The organism is Mesorhizobium sp. Z1-4 (genome assembly GCF_004000235.1).
Classification (GTDB): domain Bacteria; phylum Pseudomonadota; class Alphaproteobacteria; order Rhizobiales; family Rhizobiaceae; genus RCIO01.
Genome location: NZ_RCIO01000001.1, coordinates 577299 through 603709, shown reverse-complemented (window position 1 = coordinate 603709; position 26411 = coordinate 577299). Strand labels below are relative to the sequence as shown.

General features: G+C 58.4%; 19 protein-coding genes and 1 pseudogene. 13 read left to right on the top strand and 7 right to left on the bottom strand.

From position 1 onward, the window contains the following. Positions 1–130 precede the first annotated feature (130 nt). Entirely contained in the window at positions 131–1786 is a 1656-nt protein-coding gene (locus EP165_RS02880) for an ATP-binding response regulator (protein WP_164742939.1), read from the top strand. Here the strand turns inward: EP165_RS02880 and EP165_RS02875 are convergent. Beyond that, the gene (locus tag EP165_RS02875) at positions 1783–2406 is read right to left on the bottom strand and encodes a response regulator (RefSeq protein WP_127520041.1); all 624 of its coding nucleotides are present in this window, start codon (positions 2404–2406) and stop codon (positions 1783–1785) included. The genes EP165_RS02880 and EP165_RS02875 overlap by 4 nt on opposite strands. A gap of 302 nt (positions 2407–2708) precedes the next feature. Here EP165_RS02875 and EP165_RS02870 point away from each other — a divergent pair, with 302 nt between their 5' ends. Next, entirely contained in the window at positions 2709–5420 is a 2712-nt protein-coding gene (locus tag EP165_RS02870; RefSeq protein ID WP_127520040.1) for an autotransporter outer membrane beta-barrel domain-containing protein, read from the top strand. A gap of 69 nt (positions 5421–5489) precedes the next feature. On the opposite strand, the gene EP165_RS02865 is transcribed toward EP165_RS02870, so the two are convergent. From EP165_RS02865 to EP165_RS02855, 3 genes are read right to left on the bottom strand one after another with little or no spacing between them, the layout of a single operon-like run. After that, a complete protein-coding gene (locus EP165_RS02865; RefSeq protein WP_127520039.1) occupies positions 5490–6506 on the bottom strand; it encodes an NADPH:quinone reductase in 1017 nt (338 codons plus the stop codon). 3 nt (positions 6507–6509) lie between these two features. Next, a complete protein-coding gene (locus tag EP165_RS02860) occupies positions 6510–8312 on the bottom strand; it encodes a gamma-glutamyltransferase family protein (RefSeq protein WP_127520038.1) in 1803 nt (600 codons plus the stop codon). A 33-nt stretch (positions 8313–8345) separates the two neighbouring features. After that, the gene (locus EP165_RS02855; protein WP_127520037.1) at positions 8346–8879 is read right to left on the bottom strand and encodes an Lrp/AsnC family transcriptional regulator; all 534 of its coding nucleotides are present in this window, start codon (positions 8877–8879) and stop codon (positions 8346–8348) included. A 194-nt stretch (positions 8880–9073) separates the two neighbouring features. Here EP165_RS02855 and EP165_RS02850 point away from each other — a divergent pair, with 194 nt between their 5' ends. The 7 genes from EP165_RS02850 (at position 9074) to EP165_RS02820 (ending at position 16565) form a co-directional block, all read left to right on the top strand. Beyond that, positions 9074–10141 (top strand): ABC transporter substrate-binding protein, encoded by a 1068-nt coding sequence (locus EP165_RS02850; RefSeq protein ID WP_127520036.1) that lies wholly within the window; start codon positions 9074–9076, stop codon positions 10139–10141. Positions 10142–10208: 67 nt separating this feature from the next. Beyond that, positions 10209–11297, top strand: coding sequence for an ABC transporter ATP-binding protein (locus EP165_RS02845; RefSeq protein WP_127520035.1), 1089 nt, complete (start codon positions 10209–10211; stop codon positions 11295–11297). Further along, positions 11290–12174 carry an ABC transporter permease gene (locus EP165_RS02840; RefSeq protein WP_164742938.1) on the top strand — a complete coding sequence of 295 codons (885 nt, stop codon included), beginning with the start codon at positions 11290–11292 and terminating at the stop codon, positions 12172–12174. The genes EP165_RS02845 and EP165_RS02840 overlap by 8 nt, the downstream gene beginning before the upstream one ends. 1 nt (position 12175) lies before the next feature. After that, complete coding sequence (locus EP165_RS02835) at positions 12176–13012, top strand: ABC transporter permease (protein WP_127520033.1); 837 nt, start codon at positions 12176–12178, stop codon at positions 13010–13012. Beyond that, positions 13009–14754, top strand: a complete 1746-nt coding sequence (locus tag EP165_RS02830) for a M28 family peptidase (protein WP_127520032.1) — start codon at positions 13009–13011, stop codon at positions 14752–14754. The genes EP165_RS02835 and EP165_RS02830 overlap by 4 nt, the downstream gene beginning before the upstream one ends. A gap of 6 nt (positions 14755–14760) precedes the next feature. Further along, positions 14761–15558 (top strand): SDR family NAD(P)-dependent oxidoreductase, encoded by a 798-nt coding sequence (locus tag EP165_RS02825; protein ID WP_127520031.1) that lies wholly within the window; start codon positions 14761–14763, stop codon positions 15556–15558. Further along, positions 15555–16565 (top strand): ketopantoate reductase family protein, encoded by a 1011-nt coding sequence (locus EP165_RS02820; RefSeq protein ID WP_164742937.1) that lies wholly within the window; start codon positions 15555–15557, stop codon positions 16563–16565. The genes EP165_RS02825 and EP165_RS02820 overlap by 4 nt, the downstream gene beginning before the upstream one ends. Positions 16566–16918: 353 nt before the next feature. Here EP165_RS02820 and dctP read toward each other — a convergent pair. Further along, positions 16919–18762, bottom strand: a pseudogene (gene dctP, locus EP165_RS02810) (TRAP transporter substrate-binding protein DctP). Positions 18763–19577: 815 nt separating this feature from the next. Here dctP and EP165_RS02805 point away from each other — a divergent pair. From EP165_RS02805 to EP165_RS02790, 4 genes are all read left to right on the top strand, one after another. After that, positions 19578–19775 (top strand): helix-turn-helix transcriptional regulator, encoded by a 198-nt coding sequence (locus EP165_RS02805; RefSeq protein WP_127520027.1) that lies wholly within the window; start codon positions 19578–19580, stop codon positions 19773–19775. Between the two features lie 369 nt (positions 19776–20144). Next, positions 20145–22175, top strand: coding sequence for a coiled-coil domain-containing protein (locus EP165_RS02800; RefSeq protein WP_127520026.1), 2031 nt, complete (start codon positions 20145–20147; stop codon positions 22173–22175). Further along, positions 22168–22812: a hypothetical protein gene (locus EP165_RS02795; RefSeq protein ID WP_127520025.1), complete on the top strand. Its 645-nt coding sequence runs from the start codon at positions 22168–22170 to the stop codon at positions 22810–22812. Before EP165_RS02800 ends, EP165_RS02795 begins: the two co-directional genes overlap by 8 nt. Next, a complete protein-coding gene (locus tag EP165_RS02790) occupies positions 22799–23956 on the top strand; it encodes a hypothetical protein (protein ID WP_127520024.1) in 1158 nt (385 codons plus the stop codon). The genes EP165_RS02795 and EP165_RS02790 overlap by 14 nt, the downstream gene beginning before the upstream one ends. Here EP165_RS02790 and EP165_RS02785 read toward each other — a convergent pair. Together EP165_RS02785 and EP165_RS02780 are read right to left on the bottom strand one after the other, a co-directional pair. Then, positions 23942–25270 (bottom strand): class I SAM-dependent methyltransferase, encoded by a 1329-nt coding sequence (locus EP165_RS02785; RefSeq protein WP_245439972.1) that lies wholly within the window; start codon positions 25268–25270, stop codon positions 23942–23944. The genes EP165_RS02790 and EP165_RS02785 overlap by 15 nt on opposite strands. A gap of 300 nt (positions 25271–25570) precedes the next feature. Then, positions 25571–26143 carry a tyrosine-type recombinase/integrase gene (locus tag EP165_RS02780; protein WP_127520023.1) on the bottom strand — a complete coding sequence of 191 codons (573 nt, stop codon included), beginning with the start codon at positions 26141–26143 and terminating at the stop codon, positions 25571–25573. Positions 26144–26411 lie beyond the last annotated feature (268 nt).

Genomic DNA, 26411 nt, shown 5'->3' with positions numbered 1-26411 from the left:
TTCGCCCGAGACTGACTTCGTGCGCAAAAGTGCATTTCTCAAAACTGAACCCTGGCAACTCCGCTATCTGTTTGACTTGGGCTTCCAGGGTTGGATGGTCCATGTCGGCGTTGTTCTGCTGACAAGTTCCATGATGGTTTCGGCGCTGCCGGAAGCGCGTTGGCCATTCTTGTGGCTGGGTGCAATGCTGCTGCTTTCGGTTACGCTCGGTTTCCTGTGCCGCGCGCATGCCACGGGCGCATATTCCGACGAGCGCCTCATCCGGGCAGGTTATGCCCATACGGCTCTTACCGGCGCGGTGGGACTTGTCTGGGCAGCGGGAGCGCTTGGCGTGACTGCGGGCAGCTTCAACCTGTTGGCGGTCTATTCGCTCGCGCTTGGCGGTACTGCGCTGGGCGCGGTTTCGTCTCAGCATGCGGTTCTTCGCTCCGCACTCACGAGTATCTGGTCCTCAGTGCCTGTGCTTGGCGTGGCTCACATCGTTGAGTCCGGGGTGCTGGCCGATCTGCCGATAGCTCTGATGATGCTGCTGTATGCAATGATCCTGTCAATTCTCGCGCTGAGAATGCATCGGTTTCTCACCGCTAATCACGACCTGACGCTCTCGCTTGATGCGAAGGTATCGGAACTGACCGTGGCGCTGGCCGGCTTGAAGGCTGCAAATCTTGAGGCCAAGGAGGCCAACCTCGCCAAATCGCGGTTTCTGGCACAGGCCAGTCACGATTTGCGGCAGCCGATCCATGCCATTGGTCTGCTGACGGCAAGTCTCAAGGCAACGCGCCTGTCGCGCGAACAGAAACAAATGCTGGCAAGTGTCGATCAATCGGTCGATTCCGTCACCAATCTATTCGCATCGCTGCTGGACATCTCGCGCATCGAAACCGGTGGCGTTGAGCCCCGGCCCGTACCGGTCGATCTCGGCGCCTTTATGCGGCGCGTTGTTCACCAGAATCGCGAGCTTGCGTCGAAGGCCGGTTGCACGCTGCGTTTCGTACCCACCAAATGCTGGGTCGAGACCGATCCGAATCTGCTTTTCACGATGGTTCAGAACGTACTGAGTAACGCGTTCAAATATGCGCCCGGAAGCCGGATACTGCTCGGCCTGCGGCGAGCCGGAAGGCACACCAACCTGCAGATATCCGACACCGGGCCGGGTATCGATCCAGCTCATACGGAGGCAGTCTTTTCCGAGTATGTTCGACTGGAGATCAACGAAAACCTTCCGACCGTCGAGGGCATGGGGTTGGGGCTGTCGATCGTTCGGCGCCTCGGAGGCCTGCTTGGCCTCGATGTCACGCTCGCATCGCAACTCGGCATCGGCACATCTGTTCTCATTTCCGGTTTTGAGCCCGTTGCGCCCGTTGACGCCGGCCCGCCGCCCGCGGTGCTCAACCATCCGCTGTCCGGCAGGCGGATCTGCCTTGTGGAGGATGATGAAAAGGTACGGCTGGCAACCGCCAGTCTATTGGAAAGGTGGGGCTGCAAGGTCACCGCGTGGATGGGTCAGGAAGAAATTGGAGGCGAATACGACGCAATCCTGACCGATATGCATCTGGGCACAGGCAAGGACGGGCTCACGATCATAGCCGAACTCCGTGGCCGGATAGGCTCGCATTTGCCTGCCATCGTACTGACCGGACGCAGCGACGAAGCCACCCTCTCGGCGATTCACAGGGCCGGCATCCCGGTCCTCGGAAAACCAGTCGCGCCGCCGGAGTTGCGAGCGGCGTTGACCCGCATTTGCCTGGAAGCTGATACACCCGTTGCGGGTGGAAGGCTGACCTAAAGGCCCATCTCCTTGGCCGTCGCCGCTGCTGCGGCACGGGTGCTGACGCCCAGCAACTTGAACAGCGCGGATACGTGCACCCGCACCGTGTAGGGTGAGATGCCAAGCTCCCGTGCAATCTCCTTGTTGCTGCGGCCGAGCGAGATATGCGTCAGAATCTCGCGCTGGCGCGGTGAAAGGCGCTCGGTGGCTGCGCCGTCCTGGTCGATATGCGAAGCGGAGGCCATGGCGGCATCGACGACCACGATTTCGCCATCGATGACGCTGGCAACCGCATTGCCGATCACTTCCGGGCTTGCCGCTTTGGAAACGAAGCCGTCCGCGCCTTGCGCCATCACCCGCTTAATTGTGGCGTCCGAGTCGTTCATCGAGATCACAAGGATCGAGCTTGTGGGATAGTCGCGGCGGAGGCGACGGATCGACGTTTCAGCGGCAAATCCCGGGAAGTGAAGGTCAAGCACGAAAAGCCCCGGGGGCTTTTCGCTCGCCAATGCGATCACCTTGGCAAAATCCCCTGCCTCAAGCACATCCGAACCCGGCAGGGCGCGCAGAACCAGCCTGCGCAGTCCTTCTCGGAATATCGGATGATCATCCGCAAGGATGATGTGCTGACCGGTCATGTTCCTCAACCTTGAGTGGCCGAGGTTCGTCCTAGCAGCAGTGCAGGGCAGCCGCCATTAGCACGTATGTACTAACTGGGGGGACAGGCAACCGCACCGGCTATCGAGGCGGAAAGTCAAATAAGTCCAATCGGCTAGCAGGGCCGCCAAGTCACGTCAATTAGCACATTTGAACGAGTTGTGCCTCGGGGTAGGGGCTTCCATTGTCCCTCCCAATCTGGGGTAGCGCGCCTTTGGGTGCGCGTCGTCGATCCGGTTTGACTCTGTTTTGCGCGTCGCATGCAGGGCGTGGGGACGCAGGAATGAACAGGGTTTATCGGCACATGTTGTCGAAGGCGCTCGGGCGCGTGATCGTGGTGGCGGAGTGCTCCAAAGGAGCAGCCGGAAGAACAGCCGGTCGTATGCGTTGCAGGCTTGTTGCCGGCACGGCTTTGATCGCCCTGCAAAGTACAATCGGCAGCGCGTGGGCACAGGTGACGATCGACGGCGGTGCCGTTGAGAGCGTCAATGGTGCAGGCGGTGGCACGCTGGCGAACCCGTTGGATGTCGGAGCAGGTATTCTGACGGTTGGCGATACCGGCACCGGGACCTTGAACATCCTAAATGGTGGAACAGTCACGAATGCCGCTCAAGGCTATCTGGGTGTCAACGCCGGTTCCAGTGGAACCGTGACTGTCGATGGTGCGTCCACGCTGAGCGTTTCGAACAACGTTCGCGTCGGCGGCAGCGGAACCGGCTCCATGTTGATTTCCGGAGGCGGAACCGTAAACACCGGGGCCAGCGGGTATGTCGCTTTCGGTGCCGGGTCAGGTGGCGAAGTAACCGTCACTGGCTCAGGCTCCAAATGGGCAATCAGCTCACATCTGTTCATGGGTGCAGGCACGAACGCCGCGCTGACGGTCAGCGGCGGCGGTCTTGTCACGAATCAGACCGCTATTATTGGCAGGGAAAATGGCGCCACAGGTCGCGTCAACATTACCGGCAGCAACTCCCGCTGGAGTTCAAACCTGGTCAACCTCGGTGGCAATGACCTGTTCAGCTCCAAGTCGAGTACTGGCACATTAACGATATCAGATGGCGGTAAGGCGGAGATGACGACCAGGCTTGGACTTGGTCTCTACAACGCCGGCGCTACCGGTCTTCTGAATGTCGGCGCTGCCGATGGCGATGCTCCACGCGCGCCTGGTATCCTGGACACGCCAACGATCCAGTTCGGGCCCGGAACCGGCAAGATTGTGCTCAATCATACCGGTGGGGTAGCGACGCCGTTCACATTGTCTTCAGATCTTTCCGGTCCGGCTGGGAGAGGCTCCATCGAACAAATGGCGGGCAGGACTGAGCTTACGGGCGACGCCTCCGGCTTTTCTGGAACCGCGACTGTAACCGGTGGCACCCTGATCATAGGCAACAGCTTCGGCGGTACTCTGGGTATCTCCAGTGGTACGTTGATCATCAATTCGAACTACGGTGGAGCACTGAACATCACCGGCGGAACGGTGGGTGGCAATGGCACGCTGAACGCGTTGAACATACCCGCTGGCGCCAAGCTTGCCCCGGGTAACTCAATAGGAACGACCAATGTAGTGAATGCCACTTTCGCGCCCGGCTCGACCTATGAGGTCGAGATCAAGGACGGTGGCTTTGTGGCCGGCACCCACAACGACCGGTTGAACGCGACTGGAACCATCACGATCAACGGTGGTTCAGTGCATGTTAAACCGGAGAATGGCGCCGACAACGGCGCTGCCTACGCGCCCGGCACCTACACGATCGCCACCGCGACAGGCGGCGTCACCGGCACTTTCGATCCGGCCGTCACCGATGATTTTGCCTTCCTGAATTTCTCGCTCAGCTACAACGCGATGAACGTGCTGCTTAGTTCCCAACTTGCGGCATCGTCGTTCTGCAAGACAGGCATGAGCGCCAACCAATGTGCCGCCGGGGCGGCGGTGTTTGGCCTGGGTGCGGGCAACACTGTCTATGACGCGGTACTGGGGCTTTCCGACGCAGCGGCGGGTGCGGGCCTCGACCAGCTTTCGGGTGAGGGTTTCGCAGCGACCCAGGGTGCCCTTTCCGGCAACGGCATCAGGATGGGTTCCGATGTCCTCGACCGGATTGAACGGGCATTTGCCGGTGCCGGCGAGAACATCCAGCCTCTTGGCTATTTCCCCGTCAGGCAGATGGGTGGGCAGGTACGCTCCAAGGCGGGCTGGGTATCGGCATTCGGTGGGTTTTCCCACCTGACGGGCAACACCAATGCCGCCACAATGAGCAACACCGGTGGCGGGCTCCTTGCGGGCGCAGATATGCGCAATGGAAGCTGGTTGTTCGGCGGCTTCGCCGGTGCCGGATACACCGGCATTTCGCTTCCCGCGCGCAACACGTCTTTGTCCAGCGCGGACTTGTCGGTTGGCGCTTATGTTGGCAGGAGCGGCAGCAGGACCGGTTTTGCCTTGGGGGCGGCCTACACCCGCAGCATGGTTTCCTCGACGCGCAATATCAGCGTCGGCGGGATCAACCAGACGCTTACGGGCAACTACGGAGCCAGCACGATCTCGGCATTCGGCGAGGTCAACACGACCTTCGGCCGGGGCGGATCGGCATTGACGCCATATGCACGTGCAGGCATCGCGCACACTATGACAGCCAGGTTCAGTGAGGCGGGCGGAAGTGCTGCTCTGTCTGTGGCGCCGGCCTCGCACACCACAGCCGTAACCGAGTTGGGCGTGCGGGCGCAGACACTGTTCGCCTTCAACAATGTGCTGGCGACGGTTTCGGGCGGCATCGGCTGGCGCCAGACATTCGGGAACGCGCCGCAGGCGTCCAACGGTTTCGGCAGCGGCACGCCTTTCGGGGTCTCCGGTACACCGGTGTCGGGCAGCGCGCTCATCGTTGAGGCGGGCTTTGGCGTCAATCTGCCCGGCAGCGCAAATCTCGACCTCAGCTACGGCGGTCAGTTCGGCAGCGCCGGACAGGCTCACAAGGGCAGGGCTACACTCGGAGTCAGGTTCTAGGTTCTCACGGCGGCAAATGAACGCCGCGCCGGAGTGCCGGAGCGCGCCCTGGTTTGGGGCAGTTTTTGGCTATGCTGTCCGAACGCCGACGACAGTCTGGCCGATAGCTCGACCGTGCTCTACCGCTTCGTGTGCCAACGCGACGTCGGCGAGCGCATATTCGCGTGCGATCGTCGGCGAAAGCCAGCCTTCACTCAGCCCTTCATTGATTGCAGCGATTGCCCCATCGATCCGGGGTCTCGGGATGCGAACGTTGGAGATAAGCCGAATGACGGCGGCGCGCATCTGAAGCTCGTAATAGGGCATCGTTGGATGGCGGTCCGAAGGAGAGGAATAGGCGGCGATCGAGCCGCCGATGGCCAATATGCTGGCATCCAGCGCGGCATTGGCGCCAAAATCCACCTCGATGATGCGGTCCACGCCGCCATCCGTTAAGGCGAGTACCCGCTCGGTGACATTTTCCATCTTGCGGTCTATGCACCACGCCGCGCCGGCTCGGTGCGCAATTTCGGCTTTAGCCGGCGAACTAACGGTGGTCATGACCTTCGCGCCAGCGCGCGCCGCGAACTGAATGGCGAGCTCGCCGACAGCGCCTGCGCCGCCCTGCACCAGAACCAGCTTGTCCTTGACCGGGCCATCGCTGAACACCGCATAGTGTGCGGTGATCGCCGGCACACCGAGACATGCGCCGGTCGAAAAGGACGCTTCATCGGGCAACGGAGCAAGGCAAGTCGGCGGAACAACCGTGTATTCACATGCAGTGCCCGATTCCGGCCCGCCTTTGAGCCCGTAGCCTGCGCTCCCCTGTGCATTGAAAATCCAGACCCGCTTCCCGACCCAGGAGGGGTCGGCATCCGGTCCGACGGCCTCCACCACACCGGCGCCGTCGGCATGCGGCACTATCGGCTGTGTGGGCGAAGCGACATTGCCCCAGCCGCCCCGCTTCTTGACGTCCGAAGGGTTGACGCCCGATGCCATCACACGCACGAGAATGTTGCCGGCGGTCGGCTCCGGAATGTCTCGGTCAACGATCTTTAGAACGTCGCGCGCCGGGCCGTAGGCGGTGTATTCGACTGTACGGGCCATCTGCTACCGCCCCACCGCATAGCCCTGCATGGACCTTGGGTCCGAAGCCGCCTTCAGATTTCCGCCTACCCGCGATACCGCAGAAAGCCGGCCTTCGGACCATGGCGGCCCGACTTCCACCACATGGCCGCGCGCGCGAAGCCCTTCGATGGTCTCCGGTGGTGTGCGTCCCTCGACGACAACCACGCCTGGCCGGCTCGCGCGCGGCCAGAAGGAAGCCGGGAAATGGTCGCTGTGCCAGTTCGGCATCTCAAGCGCTTCCTGGAGGTTTTTCCCGCCCACAACATGACGAAGAAACAATTGGGTGCTCCACTGGTCCTGCTGATCGCCTCCCGGTGTTCCCCAGGCCATGTACGGCTCGCCATCCCTGAAGGCCATCGACGTCGAAAGTGTTGTGCGTGGCCGTTTGCCAGGCTCGAGCGACGCGGGCAGACCTGGTTCGAGCCAGAACATCTGCGCTCTCGTACCGAGCGGAAACCCGAGTGCCGGGATGACCGGAGAACTCTGCAGCCAGCCGCCGCTGGGCGTAGCAGACACCATGTTGCCGTAACGGTCGACAATGTCGAGATGCACGGTGTCGCCGCGCTCGGCCACCACATCGCCCACCGTAGGCTCGCCCGCTCCGACCGCCGACATCGCGTCGCGCTGGTTGACGGCGGAAAGGTGGCGCAGCCAGGCGTCTTCATTGGCCACCATTCCCGGCCGCAGTTCATGCGACGCCGCTTCGGTGATCAGCGGGCGCCGCTGGTTTGCATAATCCTCGGACAGCAGGTGCTGTATGGGCACATCCGAGAAGTCAGGATCGCCATAAAACGCCTCACGGTCGGCGAAGGCCAGTTTGGAAGCCTCGATCACCAGATGCAGGAATTCCGGCCCGGTCGGATCCAGCTCTTCGAGCGGAAAGGCCTCAAGCAGCGCCAGCTGCTGCAGCAGCACCGGTCCCTGGCTCCACGGCCCGAACTTGAAGATTTCGTAGTTGCGAAAGCTGCCGGAGACAGGTGCCTCTATGCTGGCGCTCCATCGGGCCATGTCGTCGCCGGTCAGCAAACCACGGTGAGCTTGCCCATCAGCATCCAGAACCTCGCCCGACTGAACGAAACGATCGATTTCCTCTGCGACAAAACCCCGGTACCAGCAGGCGCGGGCAGCCTCGATCTGCCGCTCGCGCGCACCGCCCGCCGACTCTGCCTCTGCCAGTATGCGCGCATAGGTGCCCGCGACCGCCTCGTTGCGCAGCAATGTGCCCTTCGCCGGAGCCTTGCCGCCTGGCAGATAGAGCGCCGCCGAACCCGGCCAGCAGTTTCTGAAGAGCCCCGCGACCGAACTTATGGTGTCCGATATGCGCGGCAGAACCGGGACCCCATTGGAGGCATAGTGCAATGCCGGTTCCAGCGCCTCGTGCAGACTGATCGTGCCGTAGTCGCGTAGCAGCAGCATCCATGCGTCGAACGCACCTGGGACACAGGTCGCAAGCAGTCCCGTGCCCGGCACGAGGTCGAGCCCCATATCAGTGAAGCGTTCGATGGTGGCAGCGCCGGGCGCCACTCCTTGTCCGCAAATCACCCGAGGCCGCCGGCTGCCGGCGGGACAAACCATGATCGGTGCCTCGCCTCCCGGTCCGTTCAGATGAGGCTCGGCAACTTGCAGTGTGAATCCTGCCGCTACGGCTGCATCAAACGCGTTGCCGCCGCGCTCCAGAACACCCATGGCGACGGCGCTCGCGAGCCAGTGCGTCGACGCCGCCACGCCGAACGTTCCCTGGATTTCCGGCCGGGTCGTGAATGCCGCTCCGTTGACCAACGCCATGAACTGCCTCTGCTTGCCTCTATTGTTCGGTGCTCAGCCCGTTGTTTCTGGCGGGAGTTGGTCGTCGTCCTGCACATCGCCGCGCAGATATTCGAACCAGTCGCCCCAGGTCCACGAGCTCTTAAGGACTTCCGCTAGCTGCAGCGTTTCAGTGCTCACCACTTCCGGCGCAGCCTCTGGAATTGTTTCGCTGACGAAATGGTGCAGGTCGGCGACATCTTTGTGCAGGGTCTGGATGATGACGTCCCCCTTTCCGAAGGAAAGACTGACGAAACGCACGTTGGGAAACGCAACCAGCGCATTGGCCGTCTGGCGCACATAGCCCGGCTTGACACGCAACAGGATCATTGCGCCAACGCCGACGCCCATCGCCAATGGATTGCCGACCAACGTGACACGGATCAGACCGTCATCCTGCAGGCGCGCCATGCGCGTTCGCACGGTGCCTTCGGAGATTTCGAGCGACCTAGCGATCTCTCGATAGGAGCGTCGCCCGTCCCGCGCCAGTTCCGCGATGATCTGCCGGTCGACCTTGTCCAAGACTGCTTTTTTTGTCTGCACCTTCATATTCCTCCCAATAGCGATTTACGTAGAAAATCGCAATCACAAATGACGATATGCGTAGTCTGTGTACGAATTTTTGCTAATTGCGTATTTCCATAGCGAATTTTTGCGCATATAACGGGTCTGCGGCCTGCTGGGGGCCGCCACATCGTCGGGGAACGACAATCGCTCAATGTCCGAGCGAAAAGGAGTCTGTCATGAAGCAAACCGCATTTCGAAGCACCGCCCTCGCCGCGGCCCTGCTGGGCTGCTCCGCGCTCACCACTGCGCCAGCGTCCGCGCAAGAGCCAGTTGAAATCACCTTCTTCATCTGGGCCGGGTCCAACCAGGGCGTCGTCCCGATGGAAGTCATCGACGCCTATAAGAAAGAAAACCCGCACGTCACCATCAATATTCTGGAATCGAACAACACCATCACCTATCCCAAGATGGTTGCCGCGCGCCGCACCACACCTGATGATCCGCTGGTTCATTGCGGCTTTTTCAATGTCGACTCCATGACCAAGGGCGACGTCGACGACATGTGGGAATCGCTCGATCCCGCTCTTGTTCCGAACATGGAAAAGGTGATCGAAAAATTCCGTCGGCCGGACAATCGCGGCGTCGGCTACCAGATGTCCGGTATCGGTATTCTGTACAACAAGGATGCCGTGAAGGAGCCGCCGACCTCCTGGTCCGCAATGTGGAGCGAGGAGTATCGCGGCAGGGTCACCATGTTCGACTATGATACGCGCATGATGGTGGTCGCCTCGATGTTGAATGGCGGCGACGAGCGCAACATGGATCCGGGTTTCCAGACCTGGTCGGACAATGCGGAGAACCTGAAGGCGCTGGTTGATTCCAACGATGCGCTGAAGAACCTGCTAGTGGCGGGCGATGCCTGGATCGCACCGTGGTTTTCTTCGCTGGCACATGTCTGGATCGAGGAAGGCGCACCGCTTGGCTTCGCCGTCCCCGATGAGGGCGCTATCGCCTTCCCCATCTTCCTGACCGTCGCCAACGGCGTTGACGACGCCGAGCGGAAGGTCTGCTCTGACCTCGTCAACACGCTGCTGTCGCCTGAAAACGCCGGTCGCTACGGTCAGCTCACCTTCTCCATTCCGGTGGTTGAGGGCGCAAGCGCCACGGAAGAGCAGGAGAACGATCCGACGTTGAACCTGGACCTAGCCAAGGACGCGATCGTGCCCGATTATTCGCATATCGCCGAGATGACGCCTGACTGGCGCCAACGCTGGGACCGCGAGGTCAAGTTCAAACTCCGCTGACAATCGGCGCGGGGTGCACGCGGACAAAAAGCATGCACCCCGCATCCGAACCGCAAGGTGCCGCATAATGACGTCCGACGTTGAATTTCACGGCGTGAGCAAGGTCTTTGGCGACTTTCTGGCCGTTGACAACATATCTTTCTCCATTCCGCAGGGCAGTTTCTTTTCGCTGCTCGGACCGTCGGGCTGCGGTAAGACGACGACGTTGCGCATGACCAGTGGTTTCGAGTGGCCGGATCGCGGCGACGTCCTCATCGCAGGCCAGAGCATGCAAAATGTGCCTGCCTATGCGCGGCCCACTAATATGGTGTTCCAGCGCTGGGCATTGTTTCCACACATGACCGTGGCGCAGAACGTTGCCTTCGGGCTCGAGATCGATCGCAGGCCGCGCGCGGAGATCAACAAGCGCGTCGGCGAGGCGCTTGAACTGGTCGGTCTCACGGATTTCGCGGCGCGCAAGCCGCGCCAGCTGTCGGGCGGGCAGATGCAGCGTGTGGCGCTGGCGCGTGCACTCGTCAAACAGCCGAAGGTGCTCCTGCTCGACGAACCGCTCGGCGCCCTCGACCTTAAACTGCGTATGCAGATGCAGCTTGAATTGAAGCGCATCCAGCGCGAGGTGGGCACCACGTTCATGTATGTGACCCACGATCAGGGCGAGGCTCTGACGATGTCGGACCAGATTGCCGTCATGAACAAGGGCCGCATCGACCAGCTCGACAGCCCCCAGGCAATCTACGACCGCCCGGCCACCCGTTTTGTTGCTTCATTCATCGGCAACGCGAACCTGATCCCCGTGGAGATACTGGAAAGCAGCGCAAAGGAAGCCAGCGTCGCGATCGGCGGCCTCAAATTCACCGTACCGACTACAGAAAAGCTGAGCGGCAAGAAGGGCATCGTGTCGCTGCGCTTCGAGCGCATCCGTGTCGGCCCCGAGGCGAAGAAGCAGAACGTCTCCGGCAAGGCGACTATTCGCGACGTCATTTTTTCCGGATCCAGCATTACATATGTCGTGACCCTGGAAGGCAGCGACACCGATTTGACGGTGGAAGCGCCGCATGACGGGACGAGCGCCCCCCACAGCCTGGGCGAGACGGTACACATCGGCTGGGATGGTGGCGCGGCTACGGTTTTCGCGGACGAGAACGGCAATGGCTGAAGCTGCCGCTGCACCGCTGCTGCCGGCAAAGGAGCCACTGCGCCGACGCGCCGTGCCATGGCTGCTTCTGCTGCCGGCATTCCTGATCATGGCCTATGCCTTCGTGCTGCCGATGCTGGTTTTTTTCCAGTACAGCGTCTACACGTTCGAACGTGGCAGGCTGATCGACGAGTTTTCACTCGCCACCTACATCGACTTCCTCACCGACCCGTATTTTCACACGGTCATTTTCGACACCGTGAAGATGGCGGCGATCACCACGCTCTGTTCGGCGTTGGTCGGTTATCCGCTCGCCTATGCGCTTTGGCGGGTCAATTCACCGGCTCTGAAACGCTGGCTTGGCCTGATCATATTTTCGCCCATCCTGGTTTCCGTTGTCGTACGCAGCTACGGCTGGACGGTGCTGCTGGCCGATCAGGGTCCGATAAACTGGTTTCTGCAGACAGTGCTCGCTTTCCCGGAGCCGGTGAAACTGGTGTTCAACCTTACCGGTGTCGTGATCAGTCTGACTCACGTGTTCCTGCCTTTTGTTGTGTTTCCGATCTTCTCCACCATGACGCGGCTCGACCCGACGTTGCGCGAGGCGTCGATGGACCTTGGCGCCGGGTGGTGGACCACTTTCCGCCGCATTACGTTCCCGCTCACGCTGCCCGGTCTGCTGGCCGGGATGCAGATATGCTTCACGCTGGCGCTCGGCGCCTTCGTCACGCCGTCGCTGCTTGGCGGCGGAAGGGTCCTGGTGCTGCCGCTACAGATTTACACTGCAACCGCCGATATCAACTGGCCGCTGGCCGCGGTTGGCGGCATCGTGCTCCTTGCCCTGGCAATGGTTACGGTGCTGATCTCCAACCGCCTCCTGCGCTACAGCGAGGTTTGAGATGGCCACCAGAAGCCTTCCGCACTATCGCTATTTGCTGCTGGGAGCCTTTGCGGTTCTCGGAGCGCTGTTTGTGGTCTCACCGCTTGCAGTCGTTGTGCTCAACTCCTTCTCGGCCGTGGCCTACAACGTGTTCCCGCCCGAGGGCTTCTCGCCGCGCTGGTACATAAACCTGTTCCAGCAGGAATCGTTCTACCTCGCTGCGCTGCGCAGCGTGATCCTTGCTTTGACCGCGACTGCGGTGGCCATGGTGGTCGGCACAATGGCCGCCTACTCCATCGTTCGCTACCGGCGACGCTGGGCCGATATGGCAAAGGCTGCACTACTTTCTCCCATAGTGCTGCCCAATATCGTGCTCGGCGTCGCCGTATTCATGTTTTTTATCCGCATCGGCATGTACGGCACCTATTTCAGCCTGGTGGCTACGCATGTGGTGGTGGTTCTGCCCTTTGTAACCGCCGTGCTGACGGCAGCGCTCGCCAACTATGACTGGACCCAGCAGGAGGCGGCCATGGATCTGGGCGCCGGGCCGCTGCGTACGTTCTTCAGGATCACCATGCCGCAGATTTCAATCAGCATGGTTGTGTCGGCCCTGTTCGCTTTCGTGACATCTTTCGACCAGGTGGAGACGACATTGTTTCTGGTGCGGGCGGGCGACAACACGCTGCCCATCGAGATGTTCCTCTACCTGCAGAAATGGCAGGACCCGACCATCGCGGCGCTGTCCAGCGTGCTGATCGCCTTCGCGCTGATGATCGTCGCCGTGCTCAGCATCTTCATGCGCAACAAGGAACTGCCGGCAAGCCTATTGCGGCAGGACAGGGAGACCGCCGAATGAAAGCCGAAGTTCCGACATCCCTCATTGCGGCCGTCGATGGCCCGCGCATGTGGCGGCATCTCGAGGAATTCGCCAAATGGCGCAAGGAATCGGGCGTGCCGGAAGAACTGAAAAGCCTCGCTTATGTCGAGGAACGGATGAAGGAATACGGGTTCGATACCGAACTCATCCTGCATGACGCCTACATCAGCCTGCCTGGCCAGGCACGCGTCGAGATGGCCGGTGACACGTTGCGCTGCATCACCCATTCCTTCTCGCAATCGGCGCCCGCCGACGGATTAAAAGCCGAAATCGTCGACCTTGGCAGTGGCTCCGAAGAAGCCTTCGCCACGACGGATGTTCGCGGCAAACTGGTACTTGTAGACGGCATTGCCAACCCGGTCATGTCGCGGCGTGCAAGCCTTGCCGGAGCGGTCGGCCAAGTGCACGTCAGCCCGCATGAACATGTCCATGAGATGTGCATTTCGCCGGTCTGGGGCAGCCCGACCTATGACACCGCAGGTAACCTGCCGAGTACCGTCGTTGTCACCGTGCCACTCGACGCCGGCACCGCGATCCGCGACAAACTGCGATCCTCGCCTGACCTGGCGCTCACCGTGTACGCCGACGTCGATACTCGCTGGCGCAAGACGCCGATCCTCGTATGTGACATGGCCGGACCAGCCGGCGGTGCGGACGAGCCATTCGTGTTTTTCACCGGCCATCATGACACCTGGTATTACGGCGTCATGGACAATGGCGGCGCCAACGCCACCATGATGGAAGTGGGTCGCGTGTGCGCGGAGAACCGCGGCAAGTGGCAGCGCGGCCTGCGCATAGTTTTCTGGTCGGGGCATTCGCAGGGCCGCTATTCGGGGTCGACCTGGTACGCCGAGCAGAACTGGGCGGAACTGGAAAAGCGCGCGCTGGTACATGTGAATGTCGATTCCACGGGCGGCAAGGGCAACACGGTGGTCGCCGATACGACGGCTGCTGCCGAGCTCCGCAACCTGGCGGTCGAAACACTGCGCGAACAGGCTGGACAGGACTTCACCAACCGCCGCATGGCGCGCGCCGGCGACCAATCATTCTGGGGCATCGGCGTATCCGCGATCTACGGCAATATGAGTGAGCAGCCCGCCACCGGCGAAGCCAATGCGTCGGCGGCCGTGTTTGGCGGCGGCAACCGGCTCGGACATGGAACCGGCTGGTGGTGGCACACCCCCGATGACCTGCTCGACAAGATGGATGAGAAGATCCTCGTCCGCGACACCAATATTTATCTGCATACCGTATGGCGGCTTCTCGCCGACCCGATCCTGCCGCTCGACTGGGCCGAACACGGCCGCTACCTGCAGTCCGAGCTCGGTTCGATTGTGCAGTTGGTTGGCGATCGTTTCGATGTGACGGAGCTGAATGAGGGTGCGGAACGGCTGATAGGCCTGGCCGAACGTCTGAACGCGGCAATTGCACAAGCCGGGGAGGACGACGCCGACCGTTTCAACGAAGCACTGATTGCCGTGTCGCGGGCGCTGGTGCCGCTCGATTACACCGAGTGCGACCGTTTCGAACAGGACCCGGCAATCAATGCTCCGCCTTACCCGTCTCTGCGGCCGGTGAGACTGCTCGCATCGGTCGAGCCGGGTTCGGACGATGAGAAGTTCCTGTTCGTCGGAGCAACGCGTGCGCGCAATCGCATTGCCTTCGGTTTGCGCCAGGCAGCCGCACATATCGAGCAGGCGCTCGGCGTCTCCAGGGGATAACATTCCATGACACAATTGTTGAACGGCAAGGTCGCACTCATCACCGGCGGCGCTGGACGGCTGGGACGCGCGACGGCGGAGATTTTCCTCAGGGAAGGCGCTTCGGTCGTTCTGGCCGATATCAATGCTGAATCAGTGCGCCGTGTTAACGGCGAACTCGAGAAGATCTATCCCGGAAAGCTGGCGGCGGTTTCAGGCGACCAGTCCCAGCCGGACGATGTTGTCCGCTTTATCAGCGAGGCTGAGCAGGCGCTCGGCCTTCCCGACATTCTCGTCAACACGCACGGCATCTTTCCCAACTGTCCCCTGCTCGAAGTCAGCGTCGAGGAATGGGATAGTGTTTTTGCAGTCAACACGCGCGGCACGATGCTGACCTGCCAGGCAATCGCGCGTCGCTGGATCGACGCCGGCGTGAAGGGATCGATCGTCAACATTTCCTCGGGGGCCGCACGTAGCGGCCGCCCCGGCGGTGGCCATTACAGCGGTTCCAAGGCGGCCGTCGAGATCATGACGCACATCTTCGCAACCGAACTTGGCCCGCATGGAATTCGCGTCAATGCGGTAGCACCGGGTCTCGTCCTCGATAACGTAATGACCGAGGAAAGCGATGACGCGCACCCTTACGTGAACCTCACGCTGCGCGGCACGCCAATCGGTCGCACCGGCAGTGCCGGGGACATCGGTGAAGCAGTGGCCTTCCTGGCCAGCGGCCGCTCCGAATGGACAACCGGGGCTATACTGGAAGTGACCGGCGGCACCCATTGCGGGCGAACGCACATGCCGCTGACGAGGCAGCTGCGATGAGTGACCGTTTCCTGATCGTGGGTGCCGGCGCGATCGGTGCGATCACCGGCGTGCATCTGGCGCGCGCCGGCCATGATGTCGTTTATGCCGAAGCCAACCAGGCACATGTCGACGCCGTACGCAACAACGGGCTGCGGCTCTCCGGCGCTTTGGAAGCAACAGTTCAGGCAGACATCGCGACGCCTGAAGAAATAGCCGGCAAATACGATACGGTGCTGCTTGCCGTGAAAGCCCGCCACACCAACGACACTCTGCCTTTGCTGCAGCGCGTACTTGCCCCCGAGGGTTGTGTCGTATCGTTGCAGAACGGCCTTGAAGAATACAAGCTGGCCGACGCCCTGGGCAAAGATCGGGTCATCGGCGCCTATCTCACATTCGGCGGCTTCTACGTCGAGCCGGGCCATGTGAAATACGGCGGCACCGGCAGTTTCAAGCTGGGTGAACTGGACGGGCGCATGTCGGAGCGACTTGCACATCTGGCGCGAACTCTCGAAGTCCAGCAGCCTGTTCAGGCGACAAGCAACATATTCGGGTTCCTGTGGGCCAAGATGGCTCTGGGCGCGGTCTATTTCGGCACCGCGATCACCGATCTTGATGTACCCGACGTCTATACCGATCCCGAGCGCCGCGCCGTTCTGGCCACGTTATGCGGCGAAACGGTCGCTGTTGCCGAGAAACTGGGCGTTTCGGTGGAGACGACTGACGGTTTCGACCCGAAGGCCTTTCGTCTTGGTTCACCCGTCGATAGCGAGGCGCAGCAGGCGTCGTGGGACGCGCAGCGGCGCTATTGGGGCGGCCACGACAATGCACGCACCGGGATCTGGCGGGATCTCGCGTTGCACAAGCGCCCGACCGAGATCGATGGCCTCGTGGATGAAGTTATCCGGCTGGCTGGCAACAGCAATGTGCCCGTGCCGCACCTGCGAAGACTGAGTGCTGTCGTTCATGCAATCGAGCGTGGGGAGCAGGAGATGTCTGCGGGCGCTCTTTTGGGGATCGGCGCCTGAACGGCGCATGTCCATTGGCGGGGCAGCCGGTCGCCGAAGATATGCCGTCACGGATATAAGGCCTCGGTCGCATGAGCGACATTGATATCGCTGAGATATCACCATTAGGCCGGCTCAGACATTCGGCATGCCTTTCGGCCTGAGGTGGCGCAACTACGACGAAGGTTTCTTCTTCGAGATCGTCGAGCGCAGAGGTGGGTCGGTCTGGTCAAGCCGCCGTTGGCGCGAGGCAGACGAGCGGAGCCGATACGTGGAGTATCTGAATTGAGGCCGGAAGCGGTCAGTCCAATTCCAGGTTCAACTTACGATAGCGGGCTTCATCGGCAGTGCACAAAATGGCGCCTTCCAGCTCACTAGGGAGACAGAACCCAGAATTCCAACTGGTTTTTCATTCGCCGGGCCATGCCAGGGCGCGCAGCCGAATCTTCACCCTTGAGCAGCCTGGTCAAGTCACGTACGCCGGCCTCCTTGTCAAAGACGTAAGAGTGCCGGGTTGCAAAGCTGAACTTCTGATACCATTTGGCCGGGTCGATGAGCGAGGCGTCAATCGCGATAATATCGGGTTCCACATAGATGCTCGATTGATCGGCCAGCCCCAGGCGTTGATCTCGGTGAAGCTTCCTACTCAATCCCAAAGGCCGATCATGTTCGGAGGAGTAGATCGTGATGCGCTGCGCGTAGCTTGATATCGGCGCGTTCGGATCGAACGGAGCTTCCTCCTTTTGCCTGAAAAAGCTGGTCGATATGTCGGCGGCAGCGAAGATAATTTCGTTGAATTTCATCTGGCGTCGATGCCGCGTTCGGGGAGACTTGCCAGATATTTTGTCAGCAAACGGCTTCCCATCGAGTGCGCAACGATGCTGATATTTTCCGCATCGACGGCGCCGGTTATCTTATCCATGAACAGCTTGAAGTTTTGCTCCGCCGTGTCAGTCGAAGACTCGTCATAGCCATAGCTTAGAAGTTCCCCGTCGCTCGGCCATGTGTAGCTGATGACGGTTGATTTGGCGGCTATGTCCTCCTGAATGGTGGCGCCGCGCCGGATGCTATCCGCGAACGAGTTGTTGTATCCGTGTATGAAGATGACGACCGGCCGATCAGCGTTCATGCGCAGGCGGTTGAGAAATGCACCCTCACCAAGTGCGGTGAGGGACTCGATTGAGGACACGTCTTCGAGGTCGTTTCCGAATTTCCGGCCGGCCTTGAGCTTAACGTTGGCTACACCGAAATCATGTCCGCGAAGTCTGCGATCGGACGAGTATGCAGTATCCGGGCGCTGCAGGTCGACGCGCACCCTGTCAGTCGCATAGAGAAGGATGATCTCCGCCTCAGGTCGCGGCTCGGCGGCATCTGGCGGCGGCACTGGGTCGGCCGCGGCATTGGCAAATGCCAGATTGACCAACTCTCGATCAACTGGCCTGTCGAGGGAGATGGCGGACAGGCTGGCGAGCCTGACTTGTTCGACGTCCTGCACTGCCCATCCGTTAAATGCCGCGCCACGCGACAGTCCCTGCGTGCGAAAAGCCTGAGCTTGTTGCAGGAGCTTGTCGACGAGACTTTCGCCCACTTCCTCAGCCGCCTTTGCTAGATGGTGTTGGTCGGCAAAAGGAACTCCAGCCCATCGCTCCTCACTGATCAGCACGGCATAAAGGCTCGGCACATAAAGGCGGTCGACATAGTTGGTCACAATGTCGGCAAACCCTAGGGCAACGCTCGTTTCGTTTAGCGGTACGGCGCTTGAATCGATCGCTCCGGCCTGCAGTGACGCGAAGACCTCGCCGAACGCCAGAGTAACCGGCGCGGCGCCAAGCGCAAGCAGCGTTTGTCCATCATCTTCTGCCCCTTGACGAACCTTCAACCCCTGGAGGTCCTGAACCTCGAGAACCGGTCTCGTCGAACCGAAGATCGACGACGATACATGCCAGAAATCGAGGACACGATATCCGGCCTGTTCGACTTCGGCTTTTTCAAACGCGCCGACCTCGGAATCGATAGCCTTGCGAACTTCTATCGCGTCTCGCGCCATAAACGGTTCTTGAAGCGGCGATCGGGCGAGAGCCGGCACAAAGGGAAAGGGCACCACGACGATGTCAACGAGGCCGGCATCAAGGACGTTGAGCATTTCCCCGGCGCTTGCCAAGCCTGGCAGAAAGGACAGCGTTGCGCCGTTGCCGTCGGCTTGAAGTCGATCGGCCATGCGCTGAACCGCGGACGCAGCGTCGTCGCCAACGGTTGTAATGCGATAGTCGTCCGCCCGCGTTTCGTGGGGCGCCGCGCAGCAAATGAGAAACACGGCGGCAAGAGAAATGTAGGGTTTCAACTGCGCTCTCCCCAATCGGAAGCAGGCATGACGCGTATACATTTCGTCGCGTATACTATCAATCGTCAGAATTTTCTTAGTCGGTGGCTAGGTTGCGGTTCAGTTCTATATGTCCTTATGGCGATGGGTAAATAGGGCTGCTTTCATCGACTTCGTTCTTCTCTCCGGTCACGTCCGGGGTGGGAACATTCGATAAGAAGCCGCCTATTGGACCGATTTCTGTATCGAGCAGAAGGAACGCCACTTCATTTGCGATTCAAAGCGCGTTGCGCCGGTCGATCGCAACGGAACATGCATTATTGGATACCGACGATGTGGCGGCACTTGTCTCGGCAATAGCTTCTTGCGCGCCGAGAGGAGTATCCTCGAACCGGAACAAGGCCGCGACTGCGGCCCGGGCTTTCGCCCGCCCCCGCGGAGCCAGCGAACCTAGCGGGTTTGGCGTGAGCGAAAAAAAATGGTGCCAGGGGCGGAATCGATGTTGTTGTTCAAATGTTTGAAAAGAAAAAAATATTAGTAGATCGCTAATATAAAAATACCCCCGAATATACCCCCAAATCTACGCGTTCCGGTGGTTCGATTCCGAAAACAAACCGCTCGCGACAATGTGAATGCCTTTTGCTACTCTATCCATCCCTCGGGGTTTGTCACCACCGGGGCATCGCGATGCTCCCAAACAAGGAGTTCTCGCGATGAGGATACTATCGAAACGGCAGGTGAAGGAGATGGTCCTGTATTCACCACAACACATTGCTCGCCTGGAGGCGGCAGGCCAGTTCCCAAAGCGGATACGGCTGGGCCAGAACCGGGTTGGCTGGGTTGAGGATGAAGTGCTCGACTGGCTTCAACAACGCATCGACCGTCGAGAAGTGCCTGCTCGACTCTCCTGAACAAGGAGCGGGTGGATCGTCCGGCCGGGCGGTCCACCCATTCTCCGGTATTGCGTGTGAAAGCTCGAATTCTCTTGATCAGCGGAACCCAGGTTTGATCCCATCGGTACCCATTAATCTTGTCACCAAGTTAGCGGCATTTCGTGAAATGGGCTCACTATAGCTCCGGGCTGGTCGAGGCGGTCGCACAATTGTGCGTTTTAGGCTGCTGGTTACAGCCCAAGGAAGCCGAACGCTGGGTGGCTCTCGTGGTTGAACCCGGCACGAGGCTTGAATGCGATGGAACGGGATGGTTTGGTACGAGCCCACGCTTGTTTAAGCCCAACTTGCGGCAACTGTATTCGTGAATAACCAAGGCCTATGAGCTGAATGATAAAGTTCCCCATCTTCAAGTCTCTGACTTTGACAAACTACGAGCTTTATCCGTCATCGTGCGACGAACCATTCAAGATCAATTTTCAAGCTGGCCCCAATCTAATTGTGGGTGTGAATGGTAGCGGCAAGACAACCCTGATTGGAATTTTGTTCCGCTCTCTTTCAGGTCCATTTGACCTGCCATCCGCTACCTCAGAAACCGAGCTTGGTCAGATCAGAGCACGCGCGGTGCCGCTGACAAAGCGCGAGCGGCAGGTGTTTGGAGCCCGCGTTGCTGATGGCGCGGGTAGAGCTCAAGCAACTCTCAGTGTTGATTTTGGTCCACGCGCTATTTCCTTAACACGACGACTCTCTGACTTAGCGCTTGTCGATCTGGCTGTGGACGGCGAGAGCGTTGAACTTCCAGAGCCAACTGGCAGGGAGGCCAACGAGAAAGCCTATCAACGCGCAATCTGCGATTTGTTTGGGGTAGGCGATTTCTTTGATGTGCTGATCATTCTGCGCTTTTTGATTTTCATGATGGAAGACCGACGTGCTTTGGTTTGGGATCCAAGTGCGCAACGCCAAATTTTCCGTGTGCTCATGCTGCCGCCTGCACGAGCGAAGGAATATGCAGTAGCCCAGCAGGCTGTGATTTCAGCGGATAGTAATCTGCGAAACACCAATCAAATGATTAAGCGGCTTAAGGATCGTGCGTCGCAAGCCGAAAGGCAAGCTGATCAAGCTGAGGCGGCCGAGGCCCAAAGAACGATAAAGATCGCAGAAGCGGACGCAATTAGGGACAAGTTAGAAAATGCGACGGCGGAACGCATTGAAGCGGATGAGGAACGTAAGGCGCTGAGGCTTGCACGCCTAAAAGCACTGGAAAGTCGTGACTCACTTCTGAGAGAACTGGAACGCATCAAGATTGAGGCACTTCGCCATTGGTTGAGTCCGACGCAGGAAACAGCTCTTTATGTACTGGGCCATCTGCTCGCTGATGGCCGGTGTTTGGTTTGCAACACAAAGCCGTCGCCTGCGGCTGCAGAACTCAACGACCGTGTTCGACAGGGTCTTTGCCCAGTTTGCGGCAGTAAACATGCGGATCAAGAGGCAGTAGTTTCGGTAAGTGAAGTCGACAAAGCTCGAATTGTAAGGCTCGAAGAAGAGCTGCAACTCGCAACTCAGCAAATCACTGAGGCTGAGCAGCAGATGGAGAAGTCTCAGGCGCGATTTGAGGCGTCTGAGAGTGAGTACATTGATCTAGAAATGCGAAGGATCGCCGTTGATCGAGAGCTTGTGGAAATTCTACGAAAAATCCCTACCGAACGGGCGGCAGTTGGTTCAGTGAACGACGAAATTGGTTCTTACCAGGCGGTTGCCACGGAAGACCGAAATAGATTGAAAGAGGCCGAAAAGCGATTTGAGGCTGTGGTATCAGAGGCGCTTCAGAGTGTGCAGAAGTTACAGGACGATATTGCGAATGCCTTTTCAGAATACCTGCAACTGTTTCTGAAAGAAAGTGCCACGCTAGTTTACCAAACTGTATCGGCGAAGGTTGGACAGGGCGGCGACGGTGCCCGTTTTACTTTTCCGGCGTTTCGCCTGGCGATGACTGGCGGGGCGACTGCCGGCGAGACTATTCGTGACGAACCTGGCGATGTGTCACTTTCACAAGCTGAATTTGTCGATCTGGCCTTCCGTATGGCTCTTCTGAGTATTGCTGCCGATGATCATTCGTCGTCTTTGGTGGTGGACGCCCCGGAAGCGTCATTGGATTTTCTGTTTGCTCATCGCGCTGGTGATCAATTGGCCGCATTCTCATGGGCTACGCCAACGAACAGGGTGATCATTACCTCGTATTTGCCTAGCAAGCACCTTGTGACCTCATTTCTTGAGCGCATTCCCGAGCCACAAACTCGAAAAAGTCGAATAGTGGACCTGATCCATCTAGCAGCAGATAACGCCGCGCTACGAGCGGATCGGCCTAAGTATGAGCAGTTTTTGAACGAAGTCATTGAGAACCTTGGGGATTTGAATGACTGATCATCGCCACGACAGCTATGATGATCGGTTGCGGTTGCTGCTGTTACTTGATGCATGCGAGGTAGCGGACATTAGTCCCGTGCCGATAATGCGGTTCCATGCTCTCGCGTTCTTGGCGAACGTTCTCGGGCCGGTCTGGTCCCTTGATAGCTACGAAGGAAAGATCCTTAAGCGAAGAGGAGGACCATTCTACCCTGAACTTCAGGAACAGTTGGACCATCTGGTCGGACTCGGCCTTGTCACAATTCACAACATTGGTCACTCGTTCATTGAGGGGCGCTGGCGGCTTGAAGGCGAATTCGCTCTCAATGCTGAAGCAACCAAACCATTGATAGACGTAGCTGCTTCGTTTTCTTCAGAGCGGCGTGTCATGGCGTTTCTTCGAAGGTTGGCTATCGCTGCCAGTCAGATCAGTGAACCTATCGAAGTCCTGGTCGGTTTCGATGCAACTTGGTCAGATCAGCGCACCGGAACCGGTGATGTAATCGACTTCTCAGAATGGCGCCGTGCAAATTACTCTGCGTATGCAATTCAAGCATTTGAGCAGTCCATTGCGAAGGGAGTAAGCTCAACACGTGGGGATAGACTTCAGGTATATATGCGATACCTCGAGCGGAGGCTGCATGGCACAGCCTAACTCCATAAAGCCAGATAGTAACGAATTGTCGTCCCGAAGACTTGTCGATCCAAACGATGCCAATCCGCTGGGCAGTGCGGACGTTGATGAAATGGTGTCTGTTGCGCATGAAAATCTAGGTGTGGACCCAGAAATCGATGTTCCTTCAGACCGGATAGCGATCCAAGCGATCGCCAAGGCCGTATCTGCACGGATTCGAAATGATGCTTTTTCGTCCGATAGAAAGGTCTTGAGTGCCTTCCTCATTTCGGATCGCTCAAGAGCTGATGCGGAACAACTGTCGGCTCAGCGAGAACCCATCGTGGATAATGGTTCTATAGCATTTTCTGGAAGTCTCTGGATCGCGGGGCCAGCCTTTAGGAGAGCCTACAGACATTCGTTTTCGCATGCGAACACGTCAGAAATATTTGAGGAAATAGAAGATCTCGGCTTGGGAAATTCCCGGATTTTTTTGTTTGATCCCAATGCGACGGATTTTGAAATCAGGTATTATCCTTATGGGATTAGCGATGCCGACACGGTCCAAATTTTCCTAATTTGGCAGCATGAATTTAGTATCGAAGCGCTCGATCGGGTGCTTCAACGCTTTTATGAAACATCAATACGAACTCCTGATGCTAAGATTGGCCCTGAAGGCCCTTGGAGCAACCCAGCAAAATATGTTCCGCGTCCGGAGACCGAGGCGTTTCTTCAGAACTGGATGAAGATAGCTATCAATGTGGGATTTCAGGCGCCGTATTCGTGTGAGTTTGAGAAGCCGGGCACCGAAGGCCGCTGTGACTTGATGCTTGTCTCGAAGCATCCCACGTTAGAAAATACCCAAATTCATCATGCTGTTATGGAGCTAAAAGTTCTGAGGTCTCGAACCTCTGGTGATAATCCTGTGTCTGAAACGGTGCGCCGGGAGGCGGTTGAGAAAGGGCTAAAGCAAGCAATCGCGTACAAGAACGAACAAAATGCTGAACTAGCTATGTTATGCTGCTTTGATATGAGAACAGTAGCTCACTGTGACAACGACGGGTGTCTCGAGCCAATTGCGGCTCCTGCGAAAACGGCGGGCATAGAGCTGCGACGGTATCGAATGTATGGCTCTTCGGATGATCATCGAAATGAAACATATGGAGCTTCGTCACATCCGTCTTAAAACGAGAAGGGTTTCAGGAAGTTCCTCGTTCCCACCTTGCTGAGCAGAAGTACGCATTGATCTGAAGGGCTCCTTGCGCAGCACGGAGCAATTGGCATCTGGTGCCAGTTCGCACAAAATGTCCGCCACAGGCACTGGTACACCTGCATATTTGCTGTCGCCTACCACCATCCAAATCTCACCATTGGCGGCAAGAGCCTTGGATGATCCCTGCATTATATTGAGCATGTCGGCAAAATAGCCGCCGATCATATCAACAATACGTTTGTCCCAGAGCTGTTCTCGAACCTCCTCTAAACGAGACAATGTACGCTGAAGCTTAGCCGAATTCCGAGGTGCATGCGCGAACGGCCGACTAATTTGAACGTGAGACGCCAGAGTTGCCAGGCGCAGTTTTTTGTTGATAGAGAAATCTGCAAAATATCCCAGCATCCACAGCTCAACATTGTAAACATCCGTGTAGTCAAAAGAATTAGGATATGGTGGGGAAAAAAGGACCAAATCCACCTCGGGTGCGGATTTGATGAGTTCTCGGGAGTCGCCGCCCGTTAGATTGTAGCGAAGTTCTTTCCTTTCGGCATGGCGGACAATATCTCCGATTGCGGCCTCCACCGCCCGCAACATAAGAATATCAACCTGCCTCGGGTGCTTGTGATTTTTGTTCCACCCTCTGCGGTATCTGCGCCCCTTCCCGCTCACCAAAACATTACTAAGATCAATCAATACGCCGCCCAACAATACCCTGAACAAGCGCGCGTTATCCCTATTCGAAAGTGCATCAATTGCTAACCGGTATGAGGCAATGCGTTCGGCGACTTCAAGATCAAATATCCAACGGTCGTTCTTTCCCGGTTCAATAAGTGTCTCTGGGGCGTGTTCATACAGTTTATGCAGATCAGGTTTGAGACGGTTTACCTCGCGCACCACGTCAGCAAAGTCGGTGGCCAATGTGCCCATGTCATAGGTGGTCAACTTCGCTTTTATTAGATCGGCCAAGTATGGATTGACCTCGAAGGTGTAGGGCATAATGCCAAGAAACTGGCAAGCCAACGCGGTAGTCCCCGATCCCCCAAACGGATCAAGACAGCGCTTGACGCTCACGGCACTTTCGGAGACGGCTTTTGCGATCAATTCTGGAGCAAATGCTTCTTTGAATTTTCTCCAATTTTGAAATGCGAGCGCACTTGCACCGGAATTGGTGGCTAGGGTTCGTACGCTGCGGCCTGATACCCAACCGTCAAATGAAACTGGCATTTGTTGCTCCTTCAAGAAGGAGACAAATGACTGAGTATCAATAATATCGTGTTGGCTCATATGGTTAACAGATGCTTTCGCTCGACACCCTCGGGGCGGTGATAGCGTAGCTGAGGGGGTCTCCAAAAGCCAAAAGCCCGCGCGCTGTTTTGGCCTCTGACGCCGTTCAAACGCTATCCGCTTTGGGCGCTAAGGTCACCCTACGTTTGTTGATCGATTCAGTTGGATGGGCTAGACGTGATCTCTTTGCGTCGCCAGACTCACTGAAGCAGATCATGGGACGCGGCATTTTGCCCTTATAGCTCGGGAGGCGTCTTGAAGCTGCCGGCTCGAAAACACAAAGCGGTCGTTCAAGTGCGGTTACGACCACATTCTCCTCGCTATTTCTCTCTCTTCGGGACCGACCACATCTGAATAGATTGCCGTGGTTGTGAGACTTGCATGGCCGAGCCATTTCTGGACGAGAGTGAGCGGGACGCCGGCCAAGACTGCGGAAACCGCAAACCCATGTCGCAACCCGCGTGGAGAGGCATGAAGTTCGGTGACGCCAGCCCTTGCCATTACTTCTTTCACCCTACGCCAGGCGAAGGTGCGACCGAAGGACCAAAGGAGCGTATCGGGATGTTCGCCGCCGCGACCTTCAAGCAGCAGCCTGACCAACTCGGCGGGGACAGGTATCTCCCGCACGACCACCTTGCCGCGCTTCTTCAGTGAGCGGATAGCGATCAGGTTCTCCCCCGACTGAACCGACGAAACCGTGAGCGACAGCGCCTCCGATATCCGGCAGCCGGTGTACGCCAGCGTCAGGCAAAGGGTACAGATTTCATGATCGTCCCGTGCCGCAGCATCGAGGAAAGCACGCCTCTCATCGGAGTTGAGGTATTTACGCCGGCCGTCCGCTGCATAGAGGCTGCGGTGCTGTTGGAACGGCATCTCTGAACGCCAAGGTGTCGAAGTCATATAGGGTTTATCGGGGCGGTTTCTTGGTTGGCTTACGAACCAATCAAGCCCAGTTAGATTGCCCCTCGGTGAACAAAATGGACAATTTCGTTCACACGCCTACCGGGCCGCCATCCTACAGCCTCCCACCCTGGGAGACAGGCGGCATGTCTAGCTGACCGACTGCAAAATTTCAATAATAATTCCCTGTATTGTCTCACGAAATTGAGATGAGAACAATTTTGTCCATTCTGTTTTCAGT

Excerpts from the sequence above, each read along its gene's own strand:
- EP165_RS02785 (WP_245439972.1), bottom strand. The coding sequence starts at position 25,270 with ATGAGCCAACACGATATTATTGATACTCAGTCATTTGTCTCCTTCTTG.
- EP165_RS02795 (WP_127520025.1), top strand. The coding sequence starts at position 22,168 with ATGACTGATCATCGCCACGACAGCTATGATGATCGGTTGCGGTTGCTG.
- EP165_RS02875 (WP_127520041.1), bottom strand. The coding sequence starts at position 2,406 with ATGACCGGTCAGCACATCATCCTTGCGGATGATCATCCGATATTCCGA.
- EP165_RS02855 (WP_127520037.1), bottom strand. The coding sequence starts at position 8,879 with ATGAAGGTGCAGACAAAAAAAGCAGTCTTGGACAAGGTCGACCGGCAG.
- EP165_RS02830 (WP_127520032.1), top strand. The coding sequence starts at position 13,009 with ATGAAAGCCGAAGTTCCGACATCCCTCATTGCGGCCGTCGATGGCCCG.
- EP165_RS02820 (WP_164742937.1), top strand. The coding sequence starts at position 15,555 with ATGAGTGACCGTTTCCTGATCGTGGGTGCCGGCGCGATCGGTGCGATC.
- EP165_RS02835 (WP_127520033.1), top strand. The coding sequence starts at position 12,176 with ATGGCCACCAGAAGCCTTCCGCACTATCGCTATTTGCTGCTGGGAGCC.
- EP165_RS02840 (WP_164742938.1), top strand. The coding sequence starts at position 11,290 with ATGGCTGAAGCTGCCGCTGCACCGCTGCTGCCGGCAAAGGAGCCACTG.
- EP165_RS02805 (WP_127520027.1), top strand. The coding sequence starts at position 19,578 with ATGAGGATACTATCGAAACGGCAGGTGAAGGAGATGGTCCTGTATTCA.
- EP165_RS02865 (WP_127520039.1), bottom strand. The coding sequence starts at position 6,506 with ATGGCCCGTACAGTCGAATACACCGCCTACGGCCCGGCGCGCGACGTT.
- EP165_RS02800 (WP_127520026.1), top strand. The coding sequence starts at position 20,145 with ATGATAAAGTTCCCCATCTTCAAGTCTCTGACTTTGACAAACTACGAG.
- EP165_RS02845 (WP_127520035.1), top strand. The coding sequence starts at position 10,209 with ATGACGTCCGACGTTGAATTTCACGGCGTGAGCAAGGTCTTTGGCGAC.
- EP165_RS02790 (WP_127520024.1), top strand. The coding sequence starts at position 22,799 with ATGGCACAGCCTAACTCCATAAAGCCAGATAGTAACGAATTGTCGTCC.
- EP165_RS02850 (WP_127520036.1), top strand. The coding sequence starts at position 9,074 with ATGAAGCAAACCGCATTTCGAAGCACCGCCCTCGCCGCGGCCCTGCTG.
- EP165_RS02860 (WP_127520038.1), bottom strand. The coding sequence starts at position 8,312 with ATGGCGTTGGTCAACGGAGCGGCATTCACGACCCGGCCGGAAATCCAG.
- EP165_RS02825 (WP_127520031.1), top strand. The coding sequence starts at position 14,761 with ATGACACAATTGTTGAACGGCAAGGTCGCACTCATCACCGGCGGCGCT.
- EP165_RS02870 (WP_127520040.1), top strand. The coding sequence starts at position 2,709 with ATGAACAGGGTTTATCGGCACATGTTGTCGAAGGCGCTCGGGCGCGTG.
- EP165_RS02880 (WP_164742939.1), top strand. The coding sequence starts at position 131 with ATGATGGTTTCGGCGCTGCCGGAAGCGCGTTGGCCATTCTTGTGGCTG.
- EP165_RS02780 (WP_127520023.1), bottom strand. The coding sequence starts at position 26,143 with ATGCCGTTCCAACAGCACCGCAGCCTCTATGCAGCGGACGGCCGGCGT.